At 51.0% G+C, this 22,485-nt stretch carries 17 protein-coding genes; 5 read left to right on the top strand and 12 right to left on the bottom strand.

Features of this window, described 5'->3' with window-relative positions; translation table 11 throughout:
- Nucleotides 1–49: 49 nt before the first annotated feature.
- Nucleotides 50–385 carry a hypothetical protein gene (locus ACJJIN_RS08390; protein WP_444897690.1) on the bottom strand — a complete coding sequence of 112 codons (336 nt, stop codon included), beginning with the start codon at nt 383–385 and terminating at the stop codon, nt 50–52.
- 1,046 nt (nt 386–1,431) lie between these two features.
- Here ACJJIN_RS08390 and ACJJIN_RS08385 point away from each other — a divergent pair.
- Together ACJJIN_RS08385 and ACJJIN_RS08380 are read left to right on the top strand one after the other, a co-directional pair.
- A complete protein-coding gene (locus tag ACJJIN_RS08385) occupies nt 1,432–2,385 on the top strand; it encodes a helix-turn-helix transcriptional regulator (RefSeq protein WP_444897689.1) in 954 nt (317 codons plus the stop codon).
- Between the two features lie 104 nt (nt 2,386–2,489).
- A complete protein-coding gene (locus tag ACJJIN_RS08380; RefSeq protein WP_444897688.1) occupies nt 2,490–2,939 on the top strand; it encodes a GyrI-like domain-containing protein in 450 nt (149 codons plus the stop codon).
- Between the two features lie 32 nt (nt 2,940–2,971).
- On the opposite strand, the gene ACJJIN_RS08375 is transcribed toward ACJJIN_RS08380, so the two are convergent.
- Nucleotides 2,972–4,939, bottom strand: coding sequence for a DUF3604 domain-containing protein (locus tag ACJJIN_RS08375; RefSeq protein ID WP_444897687.1), 1,968 nt, complete (start codon nt 4,937–4,939; stop codon nt 2,972–2,974).
- A 282-nt stretch (nt 4,940–5,221) separates the two neighbouring features.
- Between ACJJIN_RS08375 and ACJJIN_RS08370 the strand changes: the two genes are divergently transcribed.
- A complete protein-coding gene (locus ACJJIN_RS08370; protein ID WP_444897686.1) occupies nt 5,222–6,901 on the top strand; it encodes an NAD-dependent malic enzyme in 1,680 nt (559 codons plus the stop codon).
- Nucleotides 6,902–6,945: 44 nt separating this feature from the next.
- Here ACJJIN_RS08370 and ACJJIN_RS08365 read toward each other — a convergent pair whose 3' ends face one another.
- From ACJJIN_RS08365 to ACJJIN_RS08330, 8 genes are all read right to left on the bottom strand, one after another.
- Nucleotides 6,946–8,250: a patatin-like phospholipase family protein gene (locus ACJJIN_RS08365; RefSeq protein ID WP_444897685.1), complete on the bottom strand. Its 1,305-nt coding sequence runs from the start codon at nt 8,248–8,250 to the stop codon at nt 6,946–6,948.
- A gap of 41 nt (nt 8,251–8,291) precedes the next feature.
- Nucleotides 8,292–9,086 carry a M48 family metallopeptidase gene (locus tag ACJJIN_RS08360; RefSeq protein ID WP_444897684.1) on the bottom strand — a complete coding sequence of 265 codons (795 nt, stop codon included), beginning with the start codon at nt 9,084–9,086 and terminating at the stop codon, nt 8,292–8,294.
- Between the two features lie 7 nt (nt 9,087–9,093).
- Complete coding sequence (locus ACJJIN_RS08355) at nt 9,094–12,417, bottom strand: type I restriction endonuclease subunit R (protein ID WP_444897683.1); 3,324 nt, start codon at nt 12,415–12,417, stop codon at nt 9,094–9,096.
- 14 nt (nt 12,418–12,431) lie between these two features.
- Nucleotides 12,432–13,772, bottom strand: a complete 1,341-nt coding sequence (locus tag ACJJIN_RS08350; RefSeq protein WP_444897682.1) for an McrC family protein — start codon at nt 13,770–13,772, stop codon at nt 12,432–12,434.
- Entirely contained in the window at nt 13,769–16,045 is a 2,277-nt protein-coding gene (locus ACJJIN_RS08345; RefSeq protein ID WP_444897681.1) for a DUF8426 domain-containing protein, read from the bottom strand. Before ACJJIN_RS08345 ends, ACJJIN_RS08350 begins: the two co-directional genes overlap by 4 nt.
- A 65-nt stretch (nt 16,046–16,110) precedes the next feature.
- Nucleotides 16,111–16,800: a UPF0149 family protein gene (locus ACJJIN_RS08340; protein ID WP_444897680.1), complete on the bottom strand. Its 690-nt coding sequence runs from the start codon at nt 16,798–16,800 to the stop codon at nt 16,111–16,113.
- A complete protein-coding gene (locus ACJJIN_RS08335) occupies nt 16,797–18,041 on the bottom strand; it encodes a restriction endonuclease subunit S (RefSeq protein WP_444897679.1) in 1,245 nt (414 codons plus the stop codon). Before ACJJIN_RS08335 ends, ACJJIN_RS08340 begins: the two co-directional genes overlap by 4 nt.
- Nucleotides 18,031–19,569: a type I restriction-modification system subunit M gene (locus tag ACJJIN_RS08330; protein ID WP_444897678.1), complete on the bottom strand. Its 1,539-nt coding sequence runs from the start codon at nt 19,567–19,569 to the stop codon at nt 18,031–18,033. The genes ACJJIN_RS08335 and ACJJIN_RS08330 overlap by 11 nt, the downstream gene beginning before the upstream one ends.
- 37 nt (nt 19,570–19,606) lie before the next feature.
- On the opposite strand from ACJJIN_RS08330, the gene ACJJIN_RS08325 reads away from it, so the two are divergent.
- Nucleotides 19,607–19,831 (top strand): hypothetical protein, encoded by a 225-nt coding sequence (locus ACJJIN_RS08325; RefSeq protein WP_444897677.1) that lies wholly within the window; start codon nt 19,607–19,609, stop codon nt 19,829–19,831.
- Between the two features lie 648 nt (nt 19,832–20,479).
- Here the strand turns inward: ACJJIN_RS08325 and ACJJIN_RS08320 are convergent.
- Nucleotides 20,480–20,725 (bottom strand): hypothetical protein, encoded by a 246-nt coding sequence (locus tag ACJJIN_RS08320; RefSeq protein ID WP_444897676.1) that lies wholly within the window; start codon nt 20,723–20,725, stop codon nt 20,480–20,482.
- Nucleotides 20,726–21,314: 589 nt separating this feature from the next.
- Between ACJJIN_RS08320 and ACJJIN_RS08315 the strand changes: the two genes are divergently transcribed.
- Nucleotides 21,315–21,689, top strand: coding sequence for a hypothetical protein (locus ACJJIN_RS08315; RefSeq protein WP_444897675.1), 375 nt, complete (start codon nt 21,315–21,317; stop codon nt 21,687–21,689).
- Between the two features lie 46 nt (nt 21,690–21,735).
- Here ACJJIN_RS08315 and ACJJIN_RS08310 read toward each other — a convergent pair whose 3' ends face one another.
- Entirely contained in the window at nt 21,736–22,482 is a 747-nt protein-coding gene (locus ACJJIN_RS08310) for a siderophore-interacting protein (protein WP_444897674.1), read from the bottom strand.
- Nucleotides 22,483–22,485: the final 3 nt, after the last annotated feature.

Here is a 22,485-nt window from a genome sequence, read left to right as displayed (position 1 = left end):
GTGCAGCCACCCTACTCAAAAACCAACAACTAAAGCTCTTAAGGGTTGGCTATAGGTAAACAGCCAGTTCTTTAGCTGAAAGATAGCGAATAGATGCTTCTGGAAATTTTCGAATGATATCGAGGGCGGCAGAGCGGGCATCGGCCTCATCGGCATATATATTGGGGAGCTTAACATTGGAGGTTGTTCTACCAGATATATAGCGCATTACCACGATATATCGCCCTTTCCATTTGCCCCAAAAAACGTCACTAGGAGCGTTGTTGACTGAGGGTTTTTCAGGAGCTGCTTCTTTCTCTTCCTGGGGCTTAAGCTCCAACTCCGCTTCTTGCTCCCACATAAGTTGGGCAAGCCGATTTAATTCTTTAGAGTAACTAGTTGACATAAATCTCAAAGGCTTAAGAGTTTATTGGTTTAGGGTGTTTTGCTGATTACTAATACTGGCAAATTAAAGAGTTAACAGAAAAGATCTTGATAAATACTAATCTATAGTTGAAATATAGAAGTTAAGTATGGGTATGATCTTATCCGTTTGCATAGTTTATATATAAAAATTCTCTTAATTTGCCAATAAATATTCCGCTTGGTTCCATGGCATCTATTTGGTGCAAAGTCTGTCATGACGAGCCGAGGGATATTGCTAAAAGCTATTTTCTCACATTTTAGAAAAAAATCATACCTGGTACAAATCAATTGCTTATTAAGTTTAAAGATAGTTAAGTTAACAGCTGCATTACCCGGCAGTATCTTTGTGATTACCTAGCGGTTTTTGGGTGATTACACCAGAGTGAGGGACTTAATCAGGCAAATTGTTTGGGTTTTCCATAATTTACAAGGCCAGTAGATGGTTTTGGGGCCTGCTTTAGATATCTTTTGCCAAATACCTGAGGTCTCTCATTACCGGGCTGCTAGTGAATACTTAGGGTTTTTAAGCCAGTAATTTTCATATGGTGACACTATTTCTAATAGAATAGGCGATGCTTAAACCTCACAATTCCTCACTCACAGAGACTCCTCTTGTTCCGTTTAAGGTAGTGTAAATAAATGTAAAGGGTGCACTGGGGTGTCTACTTGCTTTGTCGCGCATGAAGAATAATTGAATTTTTCGGAAGGGCCCGCTAAGTAGTGCAGGATTGTATGCTCCTGTTTATAGGTTAATTTACGAGACTTCCCCCTTATCCTGGCTAATAAAGTTGCCCTTCCCAAAGAGGTTGGCACTTTAGTCCTGCAGATAGTTTCACTGTATCCGCCTTTCAAATGATTCTTCAAACGCTCAATTCAACGATTGTGAGTTTTAATGGCTGAACTCGAAAGCGGCTTTGTCTCCCCCTTGGTGACCACGCACCCCGTGCACGGATCTCTTGATGAGTGCTCCCTGGGCACAGTGGAAACAAAAGTGTCGTGATTGGAGCTTGGCTTCAGCTGAGTCAGGTGAAGCGTAAAGATACAGAAGAAGTAAATTTAGTGGTGAATTCCATGATTGCCCCTCGCCAAAAGGATTTGGACACTCACATAAGGCAAAATGTCTTATTTGAAAGTCAGTATTTAGGTGACTTGTTTCGGTTTCAAAAGATACTTGTTTCACCGAATGGAAATGTTTCAATTGGGTTTTCTTCAGATTTTAATCTGACAATGGTGATTTCAGGTGTTGCTGATATCAATAGTGATGCTTGCGAATTCCCTATGGCTTCGGGGGAGATCTGGCTGTCGAGTGAAATGAGCCATGTTACAGTTGATAATTTGTCTGAGGGAGATGACCTAATAATCATCTGTGCGAGTATCAGCCCGGTCATGCTGACACGATTTTATGAGCGACACACTCACGTACTGATTAAAGCAAAGAATGCTCTTGCATCCAGCGTGACAACGCTCCCCAAAAGTGGGCCTTTTGTTTTTCCAGAGTGTGATCTCACGCGCTTTACTTTGGACTCACTGAGTGCATTTAGCAAGTTAAATGACGAGAGTTTGAATTATTTAAAGCTGGAAGAATTACTTCTCTTAAAGCTAAAGGGTGCTTGCGGTTGCCGCTTAGCTGACGAGCTGCTTCGGCAGGTTAATCCGGTGAACGAACGTTTCCGTCGATTTATGGAGGAAAATGCTACTCAGCACTGGTCTGTAGCAAATTATGCTAAACAGATTGGGATGAGTCTCACATCATTCAAGAATAAGTTTGGCCAAGTCTTTAAAGCTGAGTCACCAAAGGCTTGGATTAACGAACGTAGGTTACAACATGCTGATATTCAGTTGAAGACTACCAATAAGCGCTTAGTCGATATAGCTCTGGAGAGCGGATTCTCAAGTCAATCTTATTTTACCCAGCTTTATAAATCGATGTATGGGTACCCCCCTTCAGAGGTAAGGCAGAAATCCGTAAAGTCAGCTTGAAAAGGTACTTGTGATTTCTTGTGACCGTGTGCGCCTGGCCAGTTCCCGGAGAGCTGTTATAGTATTCGGCACTCTACGAATAACTAAATAATTGGTCCATAGAAATGGAAGTTAGAGAATTAGAAGGCCTGGAATTAGTGGGTTTTTATACCCGCACTAAGAACGCCAATGAGTCTGACCCAAAAACAGCAAAGATAACGCCAATGTGGGAGCGCTTCGGCGCAGAGGCTGCCCCCAAATTAAGGGGCAATCCTAAGGTATTTGGTGTTTACTCCAACTACGAATCTGACCATAACGGTTTTTTTGATGTCTATGCATGTTCAGATATGTTGTCGGAGGATATGTCTAAGGATTTCAAGTCGATTCAAATACTGCCAGGTAAATACCTGATGTTTTCAGCCAAAGGGGAAATGCCTCAGGTCGCCATTGAATTGTGGGGCGAGGTTTGGAGTTACTTCGCTGCGGAGGATTGCCCCCATCAGCGAGCTTTCACCACAGATTTTGAACAGTATGTGGATGGAAACGAGGTTCAGATAGCCATATCCATCAAGTAATTGAATCGCGTATATATACAGGCTATTTGACTCTAGGGTGAATACCAAATTGGCGAGCTGAATGCTCGCCCCTGCTGGGTAAGGGGTACTTTTTCATCCATTTCAATACCGAAGCGTACCTTGTCAAATAGAGTCCATCGGGGAGTGGGTATCTCCAGGGCGCGCAGGTAGTAGACGGCTCTTTCCTTGGGGTTAAAGTCGGGATCTTTGAATACCGCGACTAGCTGAGGGGAGCCGATGGAGTTGGTGTATTCCGCCGTCTTCATATCCACAGTAGTCCCAACCGGGGGTAGTTTTCCCTCGGTATCCAGTTTACGGCTTCCAGACCACTTCACATTAAAGATCTTCTCCCGGGTGAGTCCGCTGCTATTCAACCAGCCCTTGATGATTTGAATGCGGTCCAGGTTGGCGCCCTCAGGGTCTTTCAGTGCTGCGATAAGGAATGTCGGTACCTGTCCCTCACTGGCTTGAGGTAGTTTCCCGCCCATTGGTACGCCTTTTTTATAGCCATTGGCGACCAGATCACCGTGAATATCCCCATCGTTATAGTCATAGCCTCCAAAGAAGCGAACTGAGATCCGGGGACCTGTGGTGGCAAAAGTCTCCTTGCGGTACATCGCATCCCATATTGCCTCCCGGGTATTCTCGTTGGCCCAGACTCCCGTAACGCCTGAGGCAGCTTGTTCCCAGCCGAAGTACTCTCCACCAACCCCCTTGAGCAGGGGAAATGCCCAGCGCTCCTTGTTGCTGGGTTCCAGGGTCTTGAACTTGCCAAAGAAGTTGTCCTGGTCCGGTGTCGAAAGCCCGGTATGGGTGTCGGTGGCTGCGTTTGCGCCTAGCACGAAAGGGTTGGTGCCCAGCTTCTCCTCCAGGCGTAGGCCAGACTTCAGTGCCTCCCTCCAGTACTCGTATTGCAGGGCACCGGGGGGCTTGGGCTTTAAGATCAGGTTGCCTCTATCCCACAGATCCCAGTTGGCAAATTCATCTTCCGGGGATAGGGCAGGGTGGGACTCACTTTGTCCCTTTACCTGCACCAGCTCATAAAGGGGTTCATAGCGGGCGCGCATTTGTGCCCACTCTGGGGTGAGTTCGGAGCCATCAAACTGACGCTCGATAAACATACGGCCATTAGACATATTGCCGTTGTGGGGGATGGCGAGCACCCGGCCGCCGGTTTTGTCTTCGTAGGCTTTCATCCACTCCCAGAGTTTTACCGGGTTCTCGGTATCAAAGGTGGTCAGGGGAAGCAGGGTCTTAGTGCGGTTTGCGCCATCACGAAAAATAATATTGCGGTGCAGGTTGTCGCCACCATCGGCGTTAACTGTCCACTCAAAGGCAATAAAGGTAGAAAACTCTCCGGGTTTGTAATATTTCTCTGCGGCTTCAACGGTTTTTTCCCAGGCGGATTTCATCCATTTGGGGTCCATTACCTGCTCGGGCAGTTTGCCTTCTGACTGAAGCACGATGACTTCACTTTTTGCTTCATTGGTCGCTTCTTCGCTGCCTGAAATTAATGCCTCGTGCCATTTTTTCAAGGTGGCATTGGACATCATTTCCGGATTGCCATCGACGATCTCGCTGATAACTCCCATACCGTCTGAATGATCGGTGATCATGAACCAGTCGTAAGGGCGGCTGAGCTTGGCTTTCAGTCCGCTGTTGGAGGTAACAGTTTCTCCCAGGGCAAATCGATAGGCGTCATCGGGAGTAAGAATTGCGCCATCCAACCCCGCATCTACCGACCAGCCAGTATGGACATGTGTATCGCCAAAATAGACATTGCGAGCGATGCGTTTATCGCTGTCCCGTTGGGCTTTCAGCTCCGCTTCTATCTCCGGTGCCATCGCCGTGAGCGGCCGTTGTTTTTCTGGAGTGGCGTCCTCTGTCTGTCGGGCGTTTGAATTTGTATCTTTATCTCCGTCGGGCTTTTTACTGCAACTATAAAGGCTGAGGACAAGAATAAAGAGGAGCAGGGTTAATCCAGCTTTGCTCTTGTGCATCGATGGCGGCTCCATTTCCTGAATGTGTCGGATCGCTTTTTAACTTAAAAGAATTCGTTGCGAAGAGAAGATAAATTACAGCTAGCATAGTTGAGCGACTCTGTTTATTCGCGAATTGGGCCACACCGGGGGCCTTGTTATCTATCGGCACAATAGATAGTCTTCGGCTCAAGTTTAGTTAGCACATTTATGCAACTTCAAGAACATGGTTGGCTAATTCAGTCATATTGAAATATGGCTACGCAATAATCATCGCTTCGGGCGATAGGCAAAAGCAGGCATATGAGTAACAACGAAAAGCGTCCACTTTACATCCCCCACGCAGGCCCCTCCCTACTGGAAATACCACTGCTCAATAAAGGCAGCGCATTTAGCTTGGAAGAGCGTCTCGAATTTAATTTGGTCGGTCTTCTGCCGAATACCGTTGAGACGATTGAGGAGCAGGCCAAGCGCGCTTACCTCCAATTCCAGCAGTGTAAGACTGGCTTGGAAAAACATATCTACCTGAGGGGAATCCAGGACGACAACGAGACGTTGTTCTTCTATCTGATCGAACATCATACGGAAGAGATGCTGCCGATTATCTACACCCCAACTGTAGGTGCAGCTTGTGAAGAGTTTTCCAGTATTTATCGCAACCACCGGGGATTATTTGTCTCCTATCCGGACCGGGAATATATCGATGATATTCTGCGCAGCGCCACTAAAGAGAACGTCAAAGTCATTGTGGTGACCGATGGCGAACGGATACTCGGGTTGGGTGACCAGGGTATCGGCGGCATGGGTATCCCTATTGGCAAGCTCTCCCTGTATACCGCCTGTGGCGGCATAAGCCCGGCTTATACCCTGCCTGTCACCTTGGATGTTGGCACCAATAACCGCACTTTGCTGAATGATCCCATGTATATGGGGTGGCGCCATGAGCGGATTTCCCAGGAAGAGTACGATGAATTCCTGGAGCAATTTATTGAAGCGGTAAAGCGTCGCTGGCCCAAGGTATTGGTTCAGTTTGAGGACTTTGCCCAAACCAATGCCACGCCGTTGTTAGAGCGCTATCGCGACCGCCTGTGCTGTTTTAATGATGATATTCAGGGCACGGCGTCTGTAGCACTGGGTACTATCCTGGCTGCCTGTAAAACCTGGCAAGAAACCCTCGCCGCGCAAAAGGTGACGATCGTGGGTGCCGGTTCAGCCGGGTGTGGTATTGCCGAGCAAATCGTCAGTGCAAAAGTGCAGGCAGGTCTTTCCGATGCCGAGGCTCGTGAACAGATCTTTATGTTCGATCGCTACGGGCTTGTGACTTCCGATATGAAAGGCCTGCACGACTTCCAGGCAGCTCTGGCCCAGGACCCGAGCAAATACGATGGAGTGTCCAGCTGGAATCTTGAGACGCTGATCGGCAATGTTGAGCCCAGCATCCTGATTGGTGTTTCGGGGCAGGGTGGCTTGTTTACCCAGCCAGTAATCGAAGCTTTGCACAAGGGGCACCGCCGTCCTTTGGTGATGCCACTGTCAAACCCCACTTCCCGTGCTGAAGCGACTCCAACTGAGATATTCAGCTGGACCAAGGGCGAAGCTTTGGTGGCTACCGGCAGTCCCTTTGCAGCGGTAGAAATCGATGGTCATCACTATGCGGTAGCGCAGTGTAACAATGTCTACATATTCCCGGGCATTGGCCTCGGCGTGATTGCTTCCGGTGCTTCGAAAGTGACTGACAGTATGTTGATGGCAGCATCCAACGCCCTGGCAGAGCAGGCGCCGGTGGTGAAAGTTGGTGAAGGCGCCTTATTGCCACACCTGAATGATATTCGCGATGTGAGCATGCATATTGCCAGGGCAGTGGCTGCCCAGGCGCAATTGGATGGCGTTGCGCCCAAGGTGAGCCGCGAGCATCTAGAGCGTTTGCTAGAGCGTAACTTCTGGCGTGCAGATTACCGCTCTTATCGTCGTCGCTCTTTCTAAATGAGAGTGCTGGGCCCGCTGCGACTATCGCATCGGGCCTGCATTTAAGCCAGCTTTTCCCCGGTATAGAAGGAGTCCGGTTGGCGCAACACCAAGTAATCCTCCCAGTGGAATCCCTGATTCAAAAACTCAATTGCTGCATTGACGCCAGATAGGAACAGGTGTTCGCAGTGGTGGTCCGGCATGGAAAAATCCAGCCAGTGCGGGTTTTCTCCGGTATCGGTGGGGTTGATGGGGATTTCTTTTACCAGCGCATGGTATTCCGCGTTCAAGCTCGCGCGTACATGGTTGTCGAGCATATTGCGACAAGTGCTGATCAGCCCCATCGCAAACCTTCCTACCTTATCTGATTTTGGCTGGTACAGGTCCACTTCCAACTTGATCCCAAAGGTTGGCAATTTGGGGGTGCCGATGGGTTTATGGAAGATATCGAAAGGGAAGTTGGAGACAAGGCCGCCGTCAACAAATTCAATATCTTTGGGAAAGCCAGCGCGGAAAAAACGTTTGGGATCACCGATGCCTTTAATGCTGCGCCAATTCTCGGCGACAGTATTGCACTCACTTAATTGGGGGATGCCCTTTACGGTGTAGGGCTTAAAGAAACCGGGTACCGACATGGAGGCACGTACGAACTCCGCGGGGTTTACTGAGCTCGGATTATCGAAGTAGAGCGGCGCCTTGGCTGGAAATACCGCGCGGGTCTCGGTAGTGATATCCGCTGCCACCAGGGCAACCTCGCCGCTACCTATCAAGTGATCCGGTGTGCCGCGGTACAGGAGCTGTGGGAACTGGTTAATTCTCTGGTTGAGCTGTGCGGTGTTGGTGATGCCCAGCTGTTTCAACTCCGTTTGTAACCACTGGGTAAAGGTATCTCCCGGATTTAGCCCCTTATGTCTGAGTAGGTGCCGCAAGGTGCGGATAGAATCGAAGGGGTGCAGTGCCAAACTACTCATCAAGCCTTTGCCCTTGAGCAGGCGCTGTACCGTATTGCGGGCATAGCGCTCGCCATCTTCAAAACTGGCAAAGTCGGCATTGGCGAGGATACCCAAGAGCTTTTCGCTCTTGCCAGTGCTCGGTGTACCGGCCGCTGCCAAGAAGAGCGCATTGATGGCGCCCGCTGAGGTTCCTGCAATTTTGCGAAACCGAATTCCCGCCTTTTCCAGAATATAGGTATATCCCACCAGGGCGATCCCCAGCATACCGCCACCTTCCATCACAATATCGACATACTGAAGGCCCTGGTTGTCCTGTACATCACTGAATACTTTGCCCTCAATGGTGGACTTGGATGCCTGCCAGTGTGCATCCGCTTTTGCGATGGCGTTTTCAACCCATGGCGATTTTTGCATGTCGGCTTTCCGTAGTGTGACAGCGATCTACTTTAGATAACTTATGTGCAGGTTGGTGAAAAAGCCAGGGTATCACCCAGAATCAAATTCGCCATAGCATCCAGTTTGTTTTTCGTGCCTTCCCACTTGGGCATCACTTGATTCATTAAACGGTAAAATCGCTCGCTGTGGTTGTGTTCGGCGATATGGCAGAGCTCGTGCAAAATGACATAGTCGATGCACTGGCGCGGCGCTTTTACCAGGTGGGGATTGAGGGTAATACGCCCCTGGGGGGAGCAGCTGCCCCACTGGGTTTTCATACTGAGGATACGCAGGGGCGGGCGCCCGGAAACCCACAGGGTCTGCTCAAGCAGTGTATCCAGGCGGCGGTGAAAAATTTCTTTGGCGCGCGACTTGTACCATTCGACCAAAAGCAGGCGCACCCTTTCGGGATCTTTTTTCCGCACGGATACTTCCAGCTTGCCGCGCAGTAATTTCACCTGTTGTTGGGTGTCTTCAGACTCAATGACTTTCAGCAGATATTGCTTGCCCAGGTAGTAGTGGCTCTCGCCGCTGATATATTGCCGTGGCGTTATGTATTCCAGCGCTTTGCGGAAATCCCGCAGCTGCTGGTAAATCCAGCGCCCGCGTTTTTTTACCGCTTCTAAAACCGCATTGTTATCGATAGGTTCGGGTGCGCTGACCACCACACGGCAGTCGGGGTGTACTTTGATCAGCACTCGCCCATTGGCCTGGGGGCGGGGTTGGCATTCAAACGTGATGCGTTCATCCCCATAGGCAAAGCTCAATTGCCGGATGTTGGGGTTATTTTTTGGGGAAATAATAGGCACATTCATGCCGAAGTTAGTCTCCGCTTAAACCAACGCGGGTGATCTGTAAGATCATCTCCACCATTTTCTTGGCCTGCACCATACCACTGCCGATGGATTTGCACTCCATAAATAATTTGGGCATCAGCTTTTTATGGATATCCTTCTCAATATTTTGCGGGCTGATGGAGTGCTCCATTACGGACTGGGCAACCATTGTATCGATCTCGAAGGCCAGCTTGATCCACTTATCCTGTACCTGGCTATCACCAACCGCAAAAACTTCCGGCAGGTTTTTCTTGAATACACCAAAATAGGCCTGGGCATGACGATTATCGGCAAAAGCGTTGGGGATTTCGTCCAGGCTGCGGGCTTTTACCTGGGCTTCCAGCGCTTCGAACAGTAAGTACTGCTTGTGTGGGTGATCGAACAGTTTTTCCGCCTCCTCAATCGCTTGTAGCAGTAACTTCGAGAAGGCCTCCTGGGCATAGGGGTCGTCGCGCAACTCCTGTTCGATCATGCGGGTGACGCGGGTTTTGATAATATCGGTTTCGTTGCGGGTTTTGTCCTCCCCCCAATCTTCAGGCCGCTCCGCCTTGCCCATTTTATTGACTTCGTATTTACCCTCGGGCTCTAAGATTTCCACGCCCACCACATGCTTATCCAACAGGTTTTTTACCTGGGCCGCGTACTGGTCATAGTCCACAGAGATTCCGGTTTGCTGTAGCGCCCATTGGCGCAAACTGGCAAATTGTTTAACCGTCTGTTTGTAGTGCTGGCGATCACTGTCGCTAAAGCTTTTGTCTTCGAAGAAGGTGGCCGATTGCAGGGCTACTTTCAGGCAGGTGGTGAAGTGGGTGAGTGCCTCGTAGAAGTCCTCGCGCACTTTCAGATTCACATCGACCAATTCACCGTTGCGCTGTTCTATCCTTGGTACCACAACACTCTCTAACTGCCTAGGATCTTGCTTATTTTTCACACCGGCGAAAATGCCCCAAAGATTTTTATACAGTAAGGGCAGGCGCTTGTACTCGCTGCTCATGGGGCTATAGAGCCCGGCGATATCGTCGATATCGTAACCGCCCTGGGTGCGCGCGGCCAGATCCTGGTATTTCTGCATGGTGGTATCCAGCTCTGCCAGGATGCCCCGGTAATCGATTAGCAGGCCAAATTTTTTATCCGGGTGCAGGCGGTTGACCCGCGCGATCGCCTGGATCAGGTTGTGTTCCTTGAGGGGCTTATCGATATACAGCACTGTATTCTTCGGCTCATCGAACCCGGTCAGTAGTTTGTCCACCACAATCAGCAGTTTCAGGGAGCCGTCTTTATCGAAGCGCTCAATCACTCCCTGGGTGTAGCGCTGTTCATTTTGCGAGCCCACATTGTCTTTCCACCACTTCACCACCTCCGGCATCGAGGATTCATCTACTGCCTCGTTGCCCTCGCGGGTATCCGGTGCACTAATCACTACCGCCGATTCAAATTTCTGCCCCTCTGGCCAGTGCTGCTGGGCTTCATCCAGGTACTTTTTATATTGGATGGCAGTGGCTTTGCTATCGCAGGCCAGCTGACCTTTTAAGCCCGCATCGATATTTTTAACAAAATGGGTGGCGATATCGGTAGCAATCAGACGAATGCGATCGTCGGCGGTGTAAATCTCTCCCTTGCGGGCAAACTTGCGCTTTAAATCCGCCTGCTGTTCCTCGCTCAAGCCCACCGTAATGCGTTCAAACCAGCGGTCGATCGCGCGCTCGTTAACATTCAGGTCAGGGATACGCTCTTCGTACAGCAGTGGGGTTACGGTGCGATCCTCCACCGCGCGCTGCATGGTATAGGCATGGACTATGGGGCCAAATTTATTGGTGGTTTTGTCGTCTTTCAGCAGTGGCGTACCGGTAAAGGCCACAAAGGCGGCATTGGGCAGGGCCTGACGCATGCGGATATGGTTTTCGCCGCCCTGGCTGCGGTGGCCCTCGTCGATCAGCACAATCAAGTCGGCACTGTCGTTGCGACACTCCGGCAGGGCAGTGGCGCCGGTAAATTTTTGCACCAGCGAGAAGATAATCCGCTCATTGCCGCTGCCAATCTGCTGGGCCAAACGCTTGCCGGAAGTAGCCATGGCCGCTTCTTTGTCTTTCTTGCCCGCCAGTTCTCCACCGCTGGCAAAGGTATTGCTGAGCTGGCGCTCCAGATCCACCCGATCGGTGACAATAACCAGGCGGCTCTGTTTGAGACTCGGCTGGAAGATCAGCGCCTTGCTTAAAAACACCATGGTGAAGGATTTGCCGGAGCCGGTGGTATGCCAGATCACACCACCCTCCCGCGCACCGTCATTGCCGCGTTGGGCAATGCGTTCTAAGAGCCGTTTAATGCCGAACACCTGCTGATACCGGGCGACGATTTTGCCGGCCTTTTTATCGAACAGGGTGAAGTAACGGACCATCTCCAGCAGTCGCTGGGGCGATAGCAAGCTGATCAATAACCGATCCTGGCCGCCCAGGGCCAGCTCGCCGCCGGCGATCAGGGTCTGGTACCAGTCCAGATCTGATGGGGAGCGCTGTTTAAACAGGGTTTGGATTTGTTCGCTGGAAAGGGGGCGGTTTTTGATCGCCAGCATTTCCTCATCGGCGATATCCTCCTCGCGCCAGGCCGCCCAGAATTTTGCCGGCGTGTTACAGGTGCCGTAGCGGCCCTCGGCGCCGTTCACCGACAACAACAACTGGCTGTACGCGAACAGTTGCGGGATTTGATCGTTGCGCTGGTTGCGCAGGCTCTGGGAAATGCCCTCGTCGATAGAGGGGCCTTTCTTGCCATCCGGGCGCTTGGCCTCGATCACTACCAGGGGAATACCGTTGACGAAACACACCATATCCGGGCGGCGGGTCTCTACGCCGCTGGCACGGGTTACGCTGAATTCCTCGGTAAAGGCAAAGTGATTGTTTTCGATGGTGTGCCAGTCGATCAGGGCAATAGTGGGGGTGGCTTTTTTGCCGTCGACGAACTCGGTCACCGAAATGCCATAGAGCAGGTGGTTGTACAGCTCTTCATTGGCCGCCAGCGGCCCTTTGTTCAGCGCTGGGCTGCACACTATGCCAATCAGGTGGTCGATGGATTTTTGCGAGAGCGGCTGCTCTTTACCGGCGAAATGGAAGGTCCGTTTGCCCAGCTCCCGGCGCAGTATGTTTGTGAGCACTACCTGGTCCCGCTGCCCACAGCGGGCCTCGTTGGCCTCGGCGGGCGGCAGAAAAGTCCAACCCAGATTGCAGAGCAGGGCCAGAGCGGGGATCTTTGCGGCGTATTCTTCTTGGAATTTCGGTACTGCTGTGTAATCCATTTCCACGGTAATGCATGTCTCCAAAGGGAAATCCATTTTTACTGGGATAAAAGTGTCTCTGTTTCCGGGCTGTGGAGCAAGCTGGGAAAATACGCTTGCCAGTCTCCGGCCACCAATTGTTGGCTGTGCAGATTAAATGGCAGCGCCCAAAGGTGCAGGTTGTCGGAAAAACTAAAGCGCGGTAGGGGTTGGCAAAAATCCCCGTGGGCGGGAAAGATCAGGGCCATATGGCCGCGGCCATCCATGTAATAGTTGCCGTAGGCAAAGAGCTGGTAGAGATCAGCTTGGCTCAGTTTGTATTTCTCGTTGCTGCTGGCGCGGCTATTTAATAATTTCCACTTGGTATCCATCACGGATACTTGTGGTCGACCTTTTTCCATGGTGTCACTTTCCAGCAACAAATCCGGGCGCAGTTGAAACCAGCGGTTATCGGTTTCTGTGCCCTCGGGCCTGTGCTTTAACAGGTATTGGCTGCTTGCCTGGGTGCGCAGGTGGCTGCTGGGCGGTAATGTTTGTTGCAGGCTGTGCGCCACATAATTTTCAAATAACCGCTCCATGGGGAAAAGCAGGGCGATACCGCGATGCTCGCCCTGGGTAAAACTGGCGTTGAGGTTTTGTAAAATTAAACGGCACCAGGGTTTGATCGCCTCATAGCTTTGCATCAACCGGTCCGAGCGCCATTTTGGCAGTTCGGCCAGTGGCGCCGGGCTTGCCGGCACCGCCGCCATCTGGTGATTAAAGCTATTGGCCAAGCGCCAGTTATCGGCAGTGGCACAGAGCTTCAGGGTTATTTCCAGGGCGCTTTTGAGCAGGCGGTTTTCACGGATTTGAGGGCTGAAAATATCGTGCTCAATATGGAACCAGGTAGCCCTGTCCGGCGTTTGTTGTGCCTGCCGGGCCATGTTAAGGCGGCCACGAATAAATCGGCTCTCCTCCGCCCGGCGCTGGTAGTCACTGCGCAGCCCGCGTTTTAACAGTCGGCTCAGGGCTTGCAAGAACTGTGAAAAAATCCACTCGTGCAGGGGCAGCGGTTGCTGCTGCAAATCAGCCGGGCCGGCATTGCGGGGGGTAATACCCAGGCTGATAGCGAGCATTTTCTGCAACAGTTGCCGGCTCCGCTGCGCTTCGGTGGCTGAGGGTGGTTGCCGGTGGGTTTTCGGCAGAATTTCGATAGCTTCCCCAGTGGGGCTCTGCAGAAATCCCACATAGCTGCCCAGTTTAATGCTGTGGGCACCGCTATCCCGAATAAAATGACTGCCCTGGTTCTGCCCCAGTTCCCGCAGCCACGCCAGGGTTTGTGCTGAGACTCGCGCCCGATCCAGACTGGAGGGGCCGGCGAGATCGCTGTGTAGAGTGGCGTACTCGCGGACCTGGATCATTCCGCTACTTCGCTCTCGGCTTCTTCCAACGCTTGCGACTTCGGTGATGTAGTGGCAGCCGCAGGGGGCAGTATGCCTCGATAGGCATCCGGCTGGGTAAAGGCTTCTGTATTGAGAGAAAAACGCCGCTCATTGATTTGGCTGGCGATATCCGCAGGGAATAATTCGTTTAATTGCTGTTGCCCTCCCTCAGTGATAAAGCGGTGGTGCGGATGTTTCGCCGGGTCGTTCAGTACCCAGCCGATACGCTGCCAGTCATCGAAAAAGTATTCCTGTAACAGTGGCAATATTTGTTGCTGGAAAATAGAGGCCAGCTTGCTCTCACGCTCTTCTAAAGGGAGGCCGCACAGGGGTAAAAAGTAGCTGTGGCCGATCAGGTGATCTCGATCTAACAGTGCCTCGATACGCTGGTTTAGGGTTGTGAGCAACTCACCGATATCAATACCGTAAACCTGTGTACCTGCCAATAATTCAGGATTGGGGGGCATTTCTACAAAGCTAAAGCGGCGGCGCAGGGCCAGGTCCAGTTGAGCCAGGGATTTATCGGCGGTGTTCATGGTGCCAATCACATACACATTGGGCGGCACCGAGAAGGTTTTTTTGGAATAGGGCAGTATTACTTCGCGGGCATCTTCAGCGCCCTTGCGCTTGGCGGGTTCCAGCAGGGTGATCAGTTCACCGAAAATCCGCGAAATATTGCCGCGATTGATTTCGTCGATAATCAAAACCAATGGCTTTTGCTGTGGCTCGCTAATATCCTGCGGTGCCAATAGCTCTGCAAGTTTGTCTATATCAATGGTGGAAGGACGCAGCTCGTAAAGTGTCATTTGTGAGAGAGCTTTTTTAAAAAGTTGCTCACGGGGCAGGCTGGGTTCGTACTGCCGGTGCCATTTTACCGGGCGCGCCTGCTGGTAACCGGTGCGCTCATCGGTTTCCAGTCGTTGGTAGTCACCGGTGATTTCCGCAATTGCGCGGAACTTGCGGTTGCCATCTGAAATAACCACCAAATCCCCAGCCTGAAGGGTATTACGGAAGTTATGTACAGCAGTGATGGGGTAGTCAGATTGCTGAATTTCTAGGCTATTGGCCGTCTCAAACTGTTTGCGCACGGAATCGCGGCTAGTACAGCGAGAAAAATCGATACTCTCGCCATAGCCCAACAAGACATAATTATTTTCCAGGCACTCCTGATAAATATCGTCGTTGTCCTCCAGGGTATTGCCCAGGGACATTTTCCAAAAACGGCGGCCATTAAGGTCAATCTGTTCGCCGCTCTGGCGGGTAACTTTGGCATCGGCGGACTCACATAACTCCTTAAATACACCGTCCTGAACGGAATAATTTAGTTGCCCGTTGTCACTACTCTCCGCGCGGATACCCTCAATAAAGTCCTCGTAGGCAAAACTCTGGTGAAAGGTGGTAAAGACAATGCGCTTTTCTGCCTGTAGAGCGTCGTAGCGCTCTCTCACTGCGCGATTATCGGGCTTATCTTGATTGGCGTACCACTGCGGGTCGGCGATCTGTACGGCCAGGCGGGTGGTATTGTAGGTTTTGCCGGTGCCGGGAGGGCCGAACAGGATTTGGTTGAGAGGCTGGATAGGTAAGTTAGCGAGGGGGAGTTTCTCATCCATAAGCTCATTCTCTTGTGAATCGTTCTCTGCGTAGAGCCGCCAGATCAGAATATTGGTTTGTACATCATCAAAAATTTCCGGCTTGTACTGGTTGATAATTTTCTTGAGAGCTTTATTACTCGCCAACCAATGCTCTTTTCCATCAGGAAGGTCTATATTCCATCGCCGATGGATTTCATTTAAAAGCAGCCTAAAAATATTGGGGGATACCACAGTGGTACATTGGTTGGGGTGAGCGGCAGCAAAGACCCGGTTAATCACTGAGTGCAACACGCCAATAACCAAGCCCTGGGATTTAAAAGCAATAAAGCTATCGACAACCTGACGGTGTGTTGCTTCTGAGCCATCAGAAAAAATTTGCCAGGTTAGGCTGCGAAACTCTTGTTGTAATTGTTCGAGCGCTTTCCGTGAGAGGGCTCCTGTCTTTATGGTGGCGACGCCATTGCTGCGGGTCCACCATAAGTCTTCCAGTAGCTTATCGGAAATAGTACCGGTTTCTCGCGCCTCCTGAATACGGGAAAGTAGATCTTTATAATCTGCTTCCCACTGGGCTTTCGAATCGAGAAAGGTTATTCCGGCAGCGCCGAAAAGTGTAGCAACGGCGCTAGAGAGTTTGCGGGCGCTGGTGGTTTCCGTATCCATCTATATCATCCCTGTAACTGGTTATTTTCTTGGTTTGGACTGCCCCGGATTTCTAGCTGGAGTGCTTAATGCAAACAGCAGCGTTTAAATTTTTTGCCGCTGCCACAGGGGCAGGGGTCGTTGCGGCCGGTTTTGGGGTCGGCTCGATGGGGGGCTGTTGCTGGCTCCGGGGCGCGTTGTTGCAGCCAGTGGCCGTGCAGGGCGCGGGCGGCGGGTTCTATTTGGGTAACGGTCTGCTGATACTCGGCCTTCGTCAAGCCCCCTAGGTAATCGAAATGTTCCTCGCGGGCGTGCAGGGCGATGGCTTGCAGTTGGGCGTCAAGTTCTGCGGGCAGGCTGGGCCACTGGCCCAGGTCCACACCCTGCATATAGCCGAAACACCATTCCCCAGGGAAGGTAAAAGAGGGTTCGCTCTCTTTATTGGCCTCATTGAATAGGGCTTGGAACTCTTCGGGGGCTTCCGTTAGCACCATGGCATTACTGTTCATCAACTGGAATAGCAGCGCCATAAAGCGCTGCATCTCCTCCTTGGATTCCCACTCCGGTTCATTGCCGGGGCCGCCCCAGATTTCGGAGAACCAGCGGCTGGGGGAAATCATCTCCGGGCCTGACACCAAGGCGGTGAGAAAGCCGTCCAGCTCGCAGATATCCAATATTGAGTCGTCGTTGCCGTACTTGTGCAGTACTTCGTCTATATAATCCAGATCGGCTTCACTGATGGGCGCATCGAGATCAAGGGTTTTGCTAAATGTCATTGGGCATTCTCCACTTGGACCCGGCGCTTGCCGGTAAGCAGCTGCTGCATCAGGGCTTTTTTCTCCTGCTTTAGGCAGTCGAGTTTTTTTTGTAGGGTTTCGATTTCCCGATCGGCGCTGGATAGTACGTTCGCTATCGCTTTTTGCTCTATTAAATTTGGTAATTTAAAGTGAGCTTTATTTATCCCTCCCACTGATAGGCCAAATCTCGTGGCGCCAGTAGCTAGAGTGAAGAAGTAATATCTCATTTGAGGAGTTGAAAGTAGTTGGCTAAGAAAAGGGCCATGTAAAAACTTTCGGTTTGGTCGAATTATTGCTAGGTGATAGCCGCAAACGACTCCCCCTAAATCCTCTGCTACCAGTGCAGGAACAGCTATGTCTCCGGGTGTTTCAGAGTCTTTAGTTATTATTACATCGCCTTTCTCTAGAGTATATTTTTCAATTTCAGATTTCTTTGCTGTAGCTTTCATGAAGCTCAGTTTTCTTGTTATTTGATTGTTGTAATATACATCTGTGTAGTTACAAAGCTCTACTGGTATCTCACCGGGAATTATTTTTTTGTCAACAGGACTGACGATAATTTGGGAGGCGTCAGTTAAGTATGTGTCATGCCAGCTTTCACTAAAGCGAACCCCATTCTTATCCCGCAGGCGCTTTTTGCCGGTTAGCAATTGCTGCATCAGGGCCTTTTTCTGCTGGCGGCTGTTGGCGAGCAGCTTTTCGCTGGTGTCGATGGCCTTATCCCAGGTGGATAGGAGTTGGGCGATCTTTTTTTGTTCGGGGAGTGGTGGAAGGTTAACTGGGTATTCTTTTACAGAATTAGTGTCAAGTCGACCAGTTCCGTGACCGGCGGTGCTCACAAGTTGTCGGATTTTGTGTTTTTCACCCGCAAGTAAAAAGGACAGGAAAAGCCCATTTACATCATTAGTGGGAATTAATGCCTTCAAATCCTGATTAAAAGCTACTTCCCTTTCCGCATAACCTACAGGAAAGTCATTTAATAAGGTCATACCCCTTACAAGAATTAATGAGGCTCCTTCAGGTGCCTTTTTGGCTTTTGCAAAACCCTGTGGGGTAAGTGTATCAATGCTGCTATTAAGGTAATGAGATTTTAAATCCTTCCCTGAAATCCAAGGCTCTGTACCTCCCCAAAATTCCGTATTTTGTTTGCTCGGAGTACCGCCAGAGGTAAATTTGGCTATGTCACCGATTTGGGTTGCTATCCAACCATTAATTGACATAACCCAACTCCTGCAAATACTGCTCCATTTCCCCCTCCAGCTCACTTAGCTGCGCTTTCAGCTGCTGCCGCTCGGCGCGCACGGCCAGCAGGTCGATCTCTTCCTCTTCCTCGAAGGTATCCACATAGCGGGGGATATTCAGGTTGTAGTCGTTATCCTGAATTTCCTTGAGGTTGGCCACATAGGCGTATTTGTCCAGATCGGCGCCCTGGCGGTAGGTGGCTACCACCTTGTCGATATTGTCCTGGGTGAGCAGGTTCTGGTTTTTGCCCGCTTTACATTCCCGCGAGGCATCGATAAACATCACGCTGTCATCCTGCTTGTCGCGGGCGAAGATCAGGATGGCGGCGGGGATGCCGGTGCCGTAGAAGAGTTTTTCCGGCAGGCCGATCACTGCGTCCAGCAGGTTTTCCTCAATCAACTGCTTGCGGATCTTGCCCTCAGCAGAGCCCCGGAACAGCACGCCGTGGGGCACCACCACGCCCATGCGCCCGCTCTTGGGATTGAGGGTTTCGATCATATGCAGGATAAAGGCGTAGTCCCCTTTGGTTTTCGGCGGTACGCCGCGATGAAAACGGCCGAAGGGGTCGTTGCCGGCTTCGTCGTGGCCCCATTTGTCCAGGGAGAAGGGCGGGTTGGCGGTGACGATATCGAACAGGTCCAGGTTGCCGTTTTTGTCCAGCAACTTGGGATTGCGAATAGTATCGCCCCATTCGATTTTGTGGTTGTCCTCGCCGTGCAGGAACATATTCATTTTGGCCAGAGACCAGGTGGAGCCGATAGCTTCCTGGCCGTATAGCTCGTACTGTTTGCTGTCGTGGTGTTCCCGCACCTTGCGCCCACACTTCATCAGCAGGGAGGCGGAGCCGCAGGTAGGGTCGCAGATACGGTCGCCGGGGCGGGGGTCGAGCAATTCGGCGATCAGCTCGGATACCTCCGGCGGGGTGTAGAACTCGCCGGCCTTCTGGCCGCCGCTGGCGGCGAAGTTCTTGATCAAATATTCGTAGCCGTTGCCGATCACATCCAGGTTGCCCACGCGGCTGGGGCGCAGGTTCAGCTCGGTTTTGGCGAAGTCTTCCAGCAGGTGGCGCAGGATGGTGTTCTTCTGCTTCTCCTCGCCCAGCTTATCGGTGTTGAAGGAGATATCCTGGAACACGCTCTTGCCGGCGTCCTTGAGCTTGGTGCCGTTGGCCTCTTCGATGGCGTGCAGGGCCTGATCGATACGCTCGCCATTGCCGGGCTCGTGGCGGTGCTCGTACAGGGTGTAGAAGCTGGCACTGGGCGGCAGTACAAAGCGCTCGCTCTTCATCATCTCTTCGATAAGCTCCGGCTCGTCGCCGTAGGTTTCCACATACTCCTCGTAGTGGTCCTGCCACACATCGGAGATGTACTTGAGGAACAGCATGGTGAGGATAAAGTCTTTGTAGGTATCGGCGCTGATGGTACCGCGAAAGGTATCGCAGGCACTCCACAGGGCCTTGTTGATGCTGTCCTGACTGATTTGTTCGGCGGCGCTATTGCTGCTCATGGGGTGCTTCTTGTCCTTTGTGTACTGCTGGGGCGCTGTGGCCCAGTCGAATTCGGTTTGCGCTGGCATTGCTACAGGTGTTGTCGCGGGCGTTGTTACCCGGTTTTCCGGTGCTATCTGTTTGGGTGGCTCGCTGGTCGGGCCTGCTCTGGGACGGTTGCCCGACGGTGCGAGAGCTTCCCAGATAAGGCCGGGACAAACCCGGATTGCGCTAAATGTTGGGGATGGTGATTCAGCTGCCGGATGGCGTCAAGGGTTGTAGGGCAGCCTGTGTCTTTTGGGGAATCGGGTTGGTTGTTTATTGTTCAGTTAGAGGTCTGGTTTTGTCGAGGGGATAGGGGGCGGCAGGCTTGGTATGTTCCAATTGCTCGTCAATCTTGTAGAAGTGGGGTTCGCAGTTGCTATTGGTGTTATTGGTTATATGAATAATTTCGATGGCTACAAATAAATAGCTGTAAGTACTGATTGCAATAAGAAAATGACGGCTCCAGTCTGCAACCTCAATATCCGGTTACGAACTGAACCAAATAGATTTGGCTTCGATTACTCTATCAGTTTGGGCTTGTAGAAGCTGGATGTTATAGGGCTCAAAGGTGTTCATTTCTGGCGCTATGACTAAGTTGCCTCTGAAGTACCCAATTAGTTTTCTATCTCTTTGATCAGTACATGTTTTGGCGAGGGAAAGGGTGGTAGGAAAGTCTTGGCCTGGGATGCGCTGGTATTCTAAGCCGCAGCCTCTACTTTTCTCAATAGCCTGTTGCGGTAAGTTATAGCCACCGAATCGCTCTCCCGCACAGCTGGATAGCAATGGCATCGCTACTAGAAGTACACGCCTAAAATCTTATGTTGAAATACTACCCTAAAGATCATTAGGGTGTACTTAATTGTGGGCACAATTAGTTTGTACTGTTTATTCCCCCTTTTTGGCTATTGGCATCCAGCCTAAATAGGTGCGAGCATTTTCATAATGATCCATACCCACTTCCCAGGTGGTATTGGCGTCTCCATTAATAGATCTTGTTGATTTCCAGATTACCCGTACATAGCCGCGGCTGGTGGCGTCCCCTTTGTGGGGTAGGCGTTCGCGGCAACTGATCCACTGTGGGAGTTCTGGAGTGGCCACTTTGTCTGTTTTTGAGGGGGAGTGATTGATCAACTGATAACTCCTTTTGAAAACAGGGTTTTTATTGGAATTTTCTAAACCAGCTTTCTAACTCGGAAGCTTCTGCTCACTACCTAATCGCTTCGGATGAGTATAGTTGCTGTTTGTGATTTCTGCCGCCTGATAAGCTCGGTTACTACGGAAAGTAAAGGTTAGTTTGTAAAGTCCTAGAGGGCGCCATACTAAAGTTGTTAACACCCTTGGATCTGGCACTTGAATAGTGCGGGCGGAACTTACTACCGGGGTGGAAGGAAAGAATACACCGCACTCGAGACAGGTTGTGAATACATCCCTGTAAGCTCCTAATCGGCATCCATGCCTCATAGGGTCCCAAGCGCGGTGTATTCTTTCCTTCTCCCTTTTTAGTAGGTGGCAGGTAAATCCTTTATGGAGCGGACTGGGATGATGCTAAAAGTGGCTGCTCTAGTCGTGAGTATTTTTGCGCTGTTATGGATATTGATCGCTGCGGTTAACTCTGAAGTAAGTAGCGCTGGAGGGGGGCAAGCTATCCACCAACCCCTTTGAATATTGCGCGGCAGTAGTGAATGACGATAATCCAGTTAAGACTTTTACTGGACCGGCTATGCCACAGTCAATTGTTGAGGGGTTACGAAAAGCCGCCAATCTCGATGCAGAAGCACCTGAAGATTGGGTCGCGAGGGGGACCTATTGGCGATGTATGGATGGAAGTGTCTATGCCTGCTTTGTTGGGGCTAGTCTCCCCTGTGATGAGAAAGCTGACACTAGTCGGGAGCCGAGTAGTGCCATGCTTTCATATTGCAAAGATAATCAAAGTTCCACGACCGTTCCTGCAGTAGTGGCTGGCCGTGCCTCTATGTATGAATGGCGCTGCAGGTCGGGTGCCCCGGAAATTATCAGGCAGATTTCTAAACCCGATACCCGGGGTTTTTTGTCTAATTACTGGTATCGGTTAGATAGGCCCGTTTCTGTTGAGTAGGGAAAGCCTGTAATCAGAAGGCTTTCTCTTCCTGTCTATCTGTAAATTATCCCTGTCCTTCCATCTTTTCATTGTCCATGCGCTTGGCGAGTTTGTGACCCTCGTCCGACTGCCCAATTTTCCAGTAACTGGAGATATAAATATGGGTTTTTGGAATTACTCTTTCCTGCTTAAAAAATTGCCGTAGGCTGCGCATGCTGTCGAACTCACAGGCGGCCCATACGGAGGCCTGTCCATCGAGCCAGGTTAGTGCCTGTAATTTCTCCAGGAGTTTCTCGCCGGATGGAGCCGGATTGATAATCCATTGGATTTGCAGGTTCTCTGGGTGTTCCAGCTCCTGAATATCAGCTTCACTGGATATCTCAATTAATGCGTACCCCTTTGCATCCTTGGGTAGCTCCGCAAGGTTTACGCTGATGGCTGGCAGTGCAGTCATGTCCCCCAATAGTAAAAACCAGTCTGCCTCGGGATTGGTCATTTTTTTGGGGCCGGGGCCGCGGGTTAAGATCGTATCGCCAGGCTGCGTTTTAAGTGCCCAGCTTAGAGCGGGCCCTTCGTGTTCATGCAGGGCGAAGTCGATATCAATTTCAGTTTCACGCTGGTGTCTGATGGTATAGCTTCGCAATAGCGGGCGCTCGCTTCCAGCTTGTGGAAACAGAAATTTGATATAGGCGCTTTCCTGATTGGGGGCGAGAGTTTTTAGATCATCGCCACCGAGGGTGATGCGCAGCATATTTTCAGTAACTTGTGTCCTGCGAATAACGACCAATTCTCTGGTAACTTTCTCGGCCATAGG

Source organism: Microbulbifer maximicatervae (SeqCode), assembly GCF_052467505.1.
Note: the sequence above shows the minus strand (reverse complement) of the source record. Positions and strands in the feature narration are given on the sequence as shown.

Excerpts from the sequence above, each read along its gene's own strand:
- ACJJIN_RS08390 (WP_444897690.1), bottom strand. The coding sequence starts at position 385 with ATGTCAACTAGTTACTCTAAAGAATTAAATCGGCTTGCCCAACTTATG.
- ACJJIN_RS08380 (WP_444897688.1), top strand. The coding sequence starts at position 2,490 with ATGGAAGTTAGAGAATTAGAAGGCCTGGAATTAGTGGGTTTTTATACC.
- ACJJIN_RS08375 (WP_444897687.1), bottom strand. The coding sequence starts at position 4,939 with ATGCACAAGAGCAAAGCTGGATTAACCCTGCTCCTCTTTATTCTTGTC.
- ACJJIN_RS08370 (WP_444897686.1), top strand. The coding sequence starts at position 5,222 with ATGAGTAACAACGAAAAGCGTCCACTTTACATCCCCCACGCAGGCCCC.
- ACJJIN_RS08365 (WP_444897685.1), bottom strand. The coding sequence starts at position 8,250 with ATGCAAAAATCGCCATGGGTTGAAAACGCCATCGCAAAAGCGGATGCA.
- ACJJIN_RS08360 (WP_444897684.1), bottom strand. The coding sequence starts at position 9,086 with ATGAATGTGCCTATTATTTCCCCAAAAAATAACCCCAACATCCGGCAA.
- ACJJIN_RS08350 (WP_444897682.1), bottom strand. The coding sequence starts at position 13,772 with ATGATCCAGGTCCGCGAGTACGCCACTCTACACAGCGATCTCGCCGGC.
- ACJJIN_RS08345 (WP_444897681.1), bottom strand. The coding sequence starts at position 16,045 with ATGGATACGGAAACCACCAGCGCCCGCAAACTCTCTAGCGCCGTTGCT.
- ACJJIN_RS08340 (WP_444897680.1), bottom strand. The coding sequence starts at position 16,800 with ATGACATTTAGCAAAACCCTTGATCTCGATGCGCCCATCAGTGAAGCC.
- ACJJIN_RS08335 (WP_444897679.1), bottom strand. The coding sequence starts at position 18,041 with ATGTCAATTAATGGTTGGATAGCAACCCAAATCGGTGACATAGCCAAA.
- ACJJIN_RS08330 (WP_444897678.1), bottom strand. The coding sequence starts at position 19,569 with ATGAGCAGCAATAGCGCCGCCGAACAAATCAGTCAGGACAGCATCAAC.
- ACJJIN_RS08315 (WP_444897675.1), top strand. The coding sequence starts at position 21,315 with ATGCCACAGTCAATTGTTGAGGGGTTACGAAAAGCCGCCAATCTCGAT.
- ACJJIN_RS08310 (WP_444897674.1), bottom strand. The coding sequence starts at position 22,482 with ATGGCCGAGAAAGTTACCAGAGAATTGGTCGTTATTCGCAGGACACAA.